At 74.3% G+C, this 8608-nt stretch carries 1 protein-coding gene; it reads right to left on the bottom strand.

What is annotated here, in order from left to right:
* A partial coding sequence (locus ABZ260_RS40060; RefSeq protein WP_355628043.1) for a type I polyketide synthase occupies positions 1-8608 on the bottom strand: 8608 nt, incomplete at both ends.

Here is an 8608-nt window from a genome sequence, read left to right as displayed (position 1 = left end):
CCAACCGGTCTCGGGACGCGCTGACCACCAGATCGCTGGAGTCGTCGGCCGCCGTCCGGTCGAGATCCGCATCGACGGTGATCGTTCCTTCGGCGCCGGCTCGGTCTCCTCCAGGGGGGCGGCCTCGGCCGGTTCCTCGGCGTAGATGACCGCGTCCGGCGGGAACTCCGCCAGCAGGGCGGCCACGGCCTCCCGATCCACCAGGTCGCAGTGCCTGATCGTCACCCGGGGATCCACCTCGGCGGGCTCCAGCGGGGCGGGGCGCCCGGCCAGCACGACTCGGCCGGCGCCCGCGTCGGCCAGCCAGCGGGCGATGCGCCCGCCGGAGACTCCGGTGTCCCCGGCGACCAGCACCGTGCCACGAGGCCGCCACGACCGGTCGGCGTCCCCGGCCGGGGCCGGGACGAGCCGGCGGCCGAACACTCCGGAGGCGCGCACGGCGACCTCGCTCTCGCCGTCCGGGCCGTCGGCCAGCACGCCGGCGAACCGGGCGACGGCCCGCCGGTCGAGCAGTTCGGGCAGGTCGATCATGCCTCCCCAGCGCCGGGGGTGCTCCAGCGCCGCCACCCGGCCGAGGCCCCATACCGCGGCCTGACCCGGGCTCGGTGGCGAGTCGGATCGGCCCACCGACACCGCGCCTCGGGTGACGCACCACAGCGGCGCGTCGACACCCGCGTCGCCCAGCGCCCGTACCAGCGCGGCCGTCAACGCCACCTCGGGCAGGCCGTCACCGCCCGTCCCGGCGAGCGCCAGCAGGGAGATCACACCCACCGGCGCCCGGTCGTCGGCGTCCGGACCGCCGAGCAGTTCGACGAGCTGTGCGGCCAGCCTCGCCTGGTCGGTGTGCGTGACGTCGAGACGCATCAGAACATCGGGGCCCGCCAGGGCGGCGCCCACGGCATCGAGCACCTCCGCCCACTCCTCCTCGGACTCACCTGCCGGGACGGCCACCAGCCACCTCCCGGATGGGACGGCGGACGGCACGGCGGCCAGCGGCTTCCAGGCCACCCGGTAGCTCCAGGAGTCCACGAGGGTGTGCTCGCGGCGCGAGCGGCGCCAGGATGACAGCGCGGGCAGCACCGTTGACAGCGAGTCCGCCTCCAGATCCAGCGTGGCCGCCACGGATGTGAGGTCCGCACGCTCGATCGCGGCCCAGAACTCGGCGTCCACCGGGTCCCCCGCCGGGGCGACGACCGGGGCGACGGCCTCGGGCCAGTACCTCCGGCGCTGGAAGGCGTACGTGGGCAGGTCGACGCGCCGCGCGCCGCATCCGGTGAAGAGGGACCGCCAGTCCACCGGCAGCCCGTGGACGTGCAGCCGGGCCAGCGCGTCCACGGCCGACGCCTCCTCGCCGCGGTCCTTACGCAGCATCGGCACGACCAGGGTGCCGGCCTCGGTACCGTCGGCCGCCAGGCAGTGCTGGGTCAGCGCGGACAGCACGCCATCCGGGCCGAGCTCGACGAACGTGCTCACGCCGGAACCGCGCAGGGTGCGCACACAGTCGGCGAAGCGGACCGCCTGCCGAGCGTGGTCGACCCAGTAGTCGGGTGAGCAGAGCCGTTCGACGGCGACCGGCTCGCCGGTCAGGCCGGAGACGAGCGGGATGGCCGGCGGTGAGAACCCGAGCCCTCGTACGGCCCGGCGGAACTCCTCCAGCATGGGGTCCATCAACGGCGAGTGGAACGCGTGGCTGACGGCCAGCCGGGTGGTCTTGCGGCCCTCGGCCGCGAGGTGGGCGGCGAGCTCGGTGACCGGCCCCTCCACCCCGGCGATCACCACCGCCGACGGTCCGTTGACCGCGGCGATCGACACCTCGCTCTCGCGCCCGGCGAGCATCGGGAGGACCTCGTCCTCGGTGGCCTGTACGGAGACCATCGCGCCCCCGGCCGGTAGCACCTGCATCAGGCGCCCCCTGGCGGCGACCAGGGTGCACGCGTCCGCCAGTGTCAGCACACCGGCGACGTGCGCCGCGGCGATCTCGCCGATCGAGTGCCCGGCCACCAGGTCCGGGCGCAGCCCCCACGACTCCGCCAGGCGGAACAGGGCCACCTCGATCGCGAACAGCGCGGGCTGCGTCCACTGGGTCTGGTCAAGCCGCTCGGCCTCGGGCGAGCCCGCCTCGGCGAACAGGATCGTCCGCAGCGGGCGGTCCAGCTCGACGTCGAGCTGCGCGAGCACCGCGTCCAGCGCCTGCGCGAACACCGGGAACCTGGCGTACAACTCCCGGCCCATGCCGGGGCGCTGGGAGCCCTGCCCGGCGAACAACATCGCCGACCTGCCCGCGACGGCGGTGGCCTCGCCACGCGCGATCTCCGACACTCCGTCGGCGGTGGCCAGCAGCACCGCGCGGTGCCGGAACATCGACCGGCTCGCCAGCGAGTAGCCGACGTCCACCGGATCGAGGTCGCGGTCGGCGGTCGGTACCTGATCGAGCTGGGCCCGCAGCGCCTCCCGGGTCCGGCCGGAGACGACCCACGGCACGACCGCGGGAACCCTCCGCTCGCCGGGCTGCTCGGGGGACCGCTCGTCCAGGGGCGCCTGCTCCAGGATGACGTGGGCGTTGGTGCCGCTGATCCCGAAGGCGGAGACCCCGGCCCGCAGCGGTCGCCCGTTCCGCGTCCACCGCTGAGGCTCGGTCAGCAGCTCGACGGCCCCGGACGACCAGTCCACGTGCGACGCCGGTACCTCGGCGTGCAACGTCCTGGGCAGCATGCCGTGCCGCATGGCCAGCACCATCTTGATCACACCGGCGACACCCGCCGCCGCCTGCGTGTGGCCGAGATTGGACTTGATCGACCCCAGCAGGAGCGGGTGATCCCGCTCCTGGCCGTATGTCGCCAGCAGGGCCTGCGCCTCAATCGGGTCGCCCAGCGCCGTGCCGGTGCCGTGTGCCTCGGCCGCGTCGACCTCGGCCGGGGACAGCCCCGCCGCGGCCAGTGCCTGCCGGATCACCCGCTGCTGCGACGGGCCGTTCGGCGCGGTCAACCCGTTCGACGCGCCGTCCTGGTTCACCGCCGACCCGCGTACCACGGCGAGGATCGGATGACCGCCCCGCCGCGCGTCCGACAGGCGTGTCAGCACGAGCACGCCGACGCCTTCCGACCAGCCGGTGCCGTCAGCCGAGTCGGAGAACGCCTTGCACCGCCCGTCGGGGGCCAGACCACCCTGGACGCTGAACTCGACGAACGAGTCCGGGCTCGACATCACCGAGACACCGCCCACCAGCGCCAGCGAGCACTCGCCGCCGCGCAGGGCCTGCGCGGCCCAGTGGAGGGCGACCAGGGAGGACGAGCACGCGGTGTCGACGGTGATCGCGGGCCCCTCCAGCCCCAGCGTGTAGGACAGCCGTCCTGACATGACGCTCGCCGTGGTGCCGGTGGCCACGTGCCCCTGCACGTCCGCGCCGGAACTCTTGAGCAGACCGACGTAGTCCTGGCCGTTGGTGCCCACGAAGACGCCGCCGTCGCTGCCCCGCAGGTCGAGGGGATCGATGCCGGCCCGCTCCAGCGCCTCCCAGGCGGCTTCGAGCACCAGGCGCTGCTGCGGGTCCATCGCCAGCGCCTCACGCGGTGAGATGCCGAAGAACTCGGCGTCGAACTCGGTCGCGTCCCGCAGGAAGCCGCCGACGCTCGTGGCCGACATCCCTCCGGCGAGCGCCTCCAGGTCCCATCCCCGATCGTCGGGGAACGAGGAGATGCCCTCTCCCCCGTCCATCAGCAGCCGCCACAGCTCCTCGGGGGAGCTCACCCCACCGGGGAACCGGCAGCTCATGCCGACGATCACGATGGGGTCGTCGTCGGCGGCGCGTGCCGTCACGGTCTGCGACCCGGGCCACGACTCCTCGTGCGGCATCGAGCCGAGCAGTTCGGCCAGCAGGAAATCCGCCAGCGCGCTGGGGGTGGGATAGTCGTACACCAGCGTCGCGGGCAGGATCAGCCCCGTCGTCGCCGCCAGCGCGTTGCGCAGTTCGACGGTGGTCAGCGAGTCGAACCCCAGGTCCTTGAACGGGCGGTCCGGCGCGACGCCGTCCACCTCGGCGTGGCCGAGTACCGCGGCCACCCGGCCGCGCAGCAGGTCCAGTACGGCCCGGCTCCGCTCTGCGACGGGCAGGTCGGCCAGCCGCCGCCGGAACGCCCGCTCCGTCGTGACGGCCCCATCCGTCCCGCCCTCCGTCGCCCCGGCGGCCGCGGTCACCTCGGGCAGGTCGCTCACCAGCGGATAGCGCCGGATCGCGGCGAAGGCGGCGACGAAGCGAGGCCAGTCGACGTCGACGACGGTCAGCGTCGTGTCCTCGTGCTCGATCGCCTGCCGCAACGCGCGGATCGCCAGGTCCGGAGGCATCATCTCCAGGCCGACCCGGCGCATCCTGCTCTCCACCACGGCGCCGTCCGCCGCCATGCCGGCCCCGGCCCACGGCCCCCAGGCGATCGACGTCGCCGGGAGGCCCAGCCCGCGCCGGTGCTCCGCCAGCGCGTCGAGCACGGCGTTGGCGGCCGCGTAGTTGGCCTGGCCCGCGGCGCCGAAGGTCGCGGCCGTGGACGAGAACAGCACGAACGCCGGCAGGTCCAGCCGCTCGGTCAGTTCGTGCAGGTTGAGCGCGGCGACGGCCTTCGCCCGCAGGACCGAGGAGAGGTGCTCCGGCGTCATTCCGTCCAGAACCCCGTCGTCGACCACTCCCGCCGCGTGGAAGACCGCGGTCAGCGGCCGTTCCCGCGGGACCCCGGCCAGCACGGCGGCCAGGGCGTCGCGATCGGCGACGTCGCAGGCCACGACGCTGACCTGGGCGCCGAGGCCGGCCAGCTCGTCCCGCAGTTCGGTCGCGCCCGGAGCGTCCGGCCCGCGGCGGCCGACCAGCAGGACATGTGCGGCACCGGCGCCGACCGCCCAGCGCGCGAGGCGGGCCCCCAGTCCTCCCGTGCCTCCCGTGATCAGCACGGTGCCCGCGGCGATCCGCGCGGCGCCCAGCGGGGCGGCCTCCCGCTCGGCGGGCTTCTCGCCGAGCGGAGCGCGCACCAGGCGTCGGCCGAACACCCCGGAGCGACGTACGGCGAGCTGGTCCTCGCCCTGCACGCCGTGCCCCTGAGCATCGGACAGCACGCCGACCAGGCGGGAGACGGTGACCGGGTCGAGGGTCTCCGGCAGATCCACCAGCCCGCCCCACAGCCTCGGCTGCTCCAGCGCCGCGGTCCGGCCGAGACCCCACACAGCGGCCTGCACCGGCCTGGACACCTGTTCCGAACGCCCCACCGACACCGCGCCACGGGTCACGCACCACAGGGGTGCGTCGACCCCGGCGTCACCGAGCGCCTGCGCCAGCGCGACCGTCAGCGCGAGACCGGCCGGAACCCCTGGATACCCGGCGAGGTCGTGCTCGTCCAGTGCCAGCAGCGACACGACCGCGGCGGGCCTGGAGCCGTCGGAACACAGCTCCCGCAGGCGCGCGGCCAGTGCCGCCCGGTCGGGCTCGCCGACCTCGATCCAGTCGGTCTCCGCGCCCAGCGCGCCTGCCAGCGAGGTCACCCACTCCTCACCCACCGGCCGCACCGGAACCACCACGAGCAACCGGCCCCGTACCCTCGCGGAGGGCGTGGCCGTCGAGGAGGACAGCGGCTTCCAGACGGTCCGATACCGCCAGCCGTCCACGGCGGAGCGCTCCCGGCGGTCGCGGCGCCACGAGGACAGCGCCGGGAGCAACGCCTCCAGCGCGTCACCGTCGACGTCCAGCCCCTCCGACAGCGCCGCCACGTCGCCGCGCTCGACGGCGTCCCAGAAGCCGGCGTCCGCCGTGCCACCGGGCGCGAGTGCGGCGGCCGCCGCGGTGTCCGGCCAGAACCGCCGGCGCTGGAAGGTGTAGGTCGGCAGGTCGACCGTCTCGGCGCCGGTGCCGGCGAAGAACCCTCGCCAGTCCACGGCGAAGCCATGGACGTGCAGCCGGGCCACCGCGGTGGTGATGGCCTGCTCCTCGGCACGATCCCGGCGCGACACCGGGATCGGATGCGCGCCGGGCCGGTCGGTGAGGCAGTCGGCGGCGAGGGCCGTGAGAACGGCGTCGGGGCCGAGTTCGAGGAAGGTGCCGACGCCCTGCTCGGCCAGCCACCGCACGCCGTCCGCGAAGCGGACCGGCCGGCGGATGTGCGCCACCCAGTATTCGGGGGAGCAGAGCTGCTCCGCGGTCGCCGCCTCGCCCGTCACGTTCGAGACGACCGGGATCTCCGGGGGCGCGTACGACAGGCCTCGCGCGACCCGGCCGAAGTCGTCGAGCATGGCCTCCATCCGCGGGGAGTGGAACGCGTGGGAGACCTGGAGCCGCCTGGTCCTGCGTCCTTCGGCGGCGAGCCGTGCCGCGATCTTCAGGACGGCCTCCTCCTCGCCGGCGACGACCAGCGACTCCGGGCCGTTGACCGCCGCGATCGAGACCTGATGCTCGTAGCCGGCCAGCAGCGGGAGCACCTCCTCCTCGCGGGCCTCCAGCGCGACCATCGCCCCACCGGCGGGCAGCGCCTGCATCAGGCGTGCGCGGGCCGCCACCAGGGTGCACGCGTCCGGCAGCGACAGCACTCCGGCGACGTGCGCCGCGGCGATCTCCCCCACCGAGTGGCCCGTGAGGTAGTCGGGCCTGACGCCACACGATTCGAGCAGCCGGAACAGGGCCACCTCGAAGGCGAACAGCGCCGGCTGGGTGTAGCCGGTCTCGTCCAGCAGGGCGGCCTCCGCCGTACCCGCCGGGGCGAACAGCACCTCGCGCAGCGGGCGATCCAGATCCGTGTCCAGGTGGGACAGCACCTCGTCGAGCGCGTCCGCGAACGCCGGGAAGCGACCGTACAGCTCGCGGCCCATTTCCGCGCGCTGGCCGCCCTGGCCGGTGAACATGAAGGCCAGGGAACCGCGGACGGCGGTGCCGTGGACGACGGCCCCCGGAGCGACGGCACCGTCCAGCGGCTCTTCGGCCAGCGCCCGCAACCCGTCGATGATCTCCTGGCGCTCCCGTCCGACCAGCGCCGCGCGTTGGTCGAGGTGCGACCGCGAGGTCGCCAGGGAGAAGGCGACGTCTGTGGGGTGCAGACCGGGCGACTCCTCCAGCAGGGACAGCAGCCGCCCCGCCTGGTAGCGCAGGGCCTGCTCGTTCTTGCCCGACACCAGCACGGGAACGACGACGGGCTCGGCCTCCCGGACCCGGGCGGCGGCGGGCGGCGCCTCTTCGAGCACCGCGTGGGCGTTGGTGCCGCTGAGTCCGAACGACGACACCGCGGCCCGGCGCGGGTGCCCGGCGCGCACCCACTCCCTCGGCTCGGTGAGCAGCTCGATGGCGCCGCTGGACCAGTCCACGTGCGACGACGGCTCGTCCACGTGCAGCGTCCTGGGCAGCAGGCCGTGCCGCATCGCCATGACCATCTTGATCACGCCGGCCACGCCGGACGCCATCTGGGTGTGCCCGATGTTGGACTTGACCGACCCCAGCAGCAGCGGACGGTCCGCGTCCCGTCCCTGGCCGTAGGTCGCGAGCAGCGCGTGCGCCTCGATCGGGTCGCCCAGCGCCGTCCCTGTTCCGTGGCCCTCGACGACGTCGACCTCCGCCGGCGACACCCCGGCGTTGGCCAGCGCCTGCGTGATCACCCGCTGCTGCGACGGGCCGTTGGGCGCGGTGAGCCCGTTGGAGGCGCCGTCCTGGTTGATCGCCGACCCGCGGATGACCGCGAGAATCGGGTGCCCGTTGCGCTCGGCGTCGGACAGCCGCTCCACCAGCAGCAGGCCGACGCCCTCGGCCAGGCACATCCCGTCCGCCGAGTCGGAGTACGCCTTGCACCGGCCGTCGGGGGCCATGGCCCGCTGCCGGCTGAACCCGATGAAGGCATCGGGGGTGGACATCACGGTCACCCCACCGGCCAGTGCCAGTGAGCTCTCGCCGTCACGCAGCGACCGGCAGGCCATGTGCAGCGCCACCAGCGATGACGAGCACGCCGTGTCCAGCGTGACGGCCGGCCCCTCCAGCCCGAACAGGTACGACACCCGGCCGGACAGCACGCTCGGCACGGTGCCGGTGACCAGGTGACCTTCCAGGCCCTCCCCCTGCCCGGTCATCGCCGCGCTGTAGTCCGCGTAGCTGGAACCGATGAAGGTGCCGGTCAGGCTGCCACGCAGCGCCGAGGGGGCGATCCCGGCCCGTTCGACGGTCTCCCACGCCGTCTCCAGCACCAGCCGATGCTGCGGATCCATCGCCAGCGCCTCACGCGGCGAGATCCCGAAGAAGTCGGCGTCGAACTCCGTCGCGTCGTGGAGGAAGCCGCCCTGGGTCGAGTACGTCTTGCCGGTACGCTCCGGGTCGGGGTGGTAAAGCCCCTCGACGTCCCAGCCACGGTCCCCGGGGAACTCGGAGATGGCGTCGACGCCGTCGAGCACGATCTGCCACAGCTGCTCCGGCGACCGGACCCCGCCCGGGTAGCGGCAGGCCATCCCGATGATCGCGATCGGCTCGTCCGAGGTGGCCCGCACCGGGCCGGCCACTGCCGCCGATCCGGCCTGCGTCCCGGCGATCTCGGCGCGCAGGAACTCCGCCAGCGCCTCCAGGTTCGGGTGGTCGAACACCAGCGTGCTGGGCAGCGTCAGGCCC

The sequence above is a fragment of the Streptosporangium sp. NPDC006013 genome (assembly GCF_040614275.1).
Lineage (GTDB): Bacteria > Actinomycetota > Actinomycetes > Streptosporangiales > Streptosporangiaceae > Streptosporangium.
This window is presented reverse-complemented; position numbering and strand designations above follow the sequence as displayed.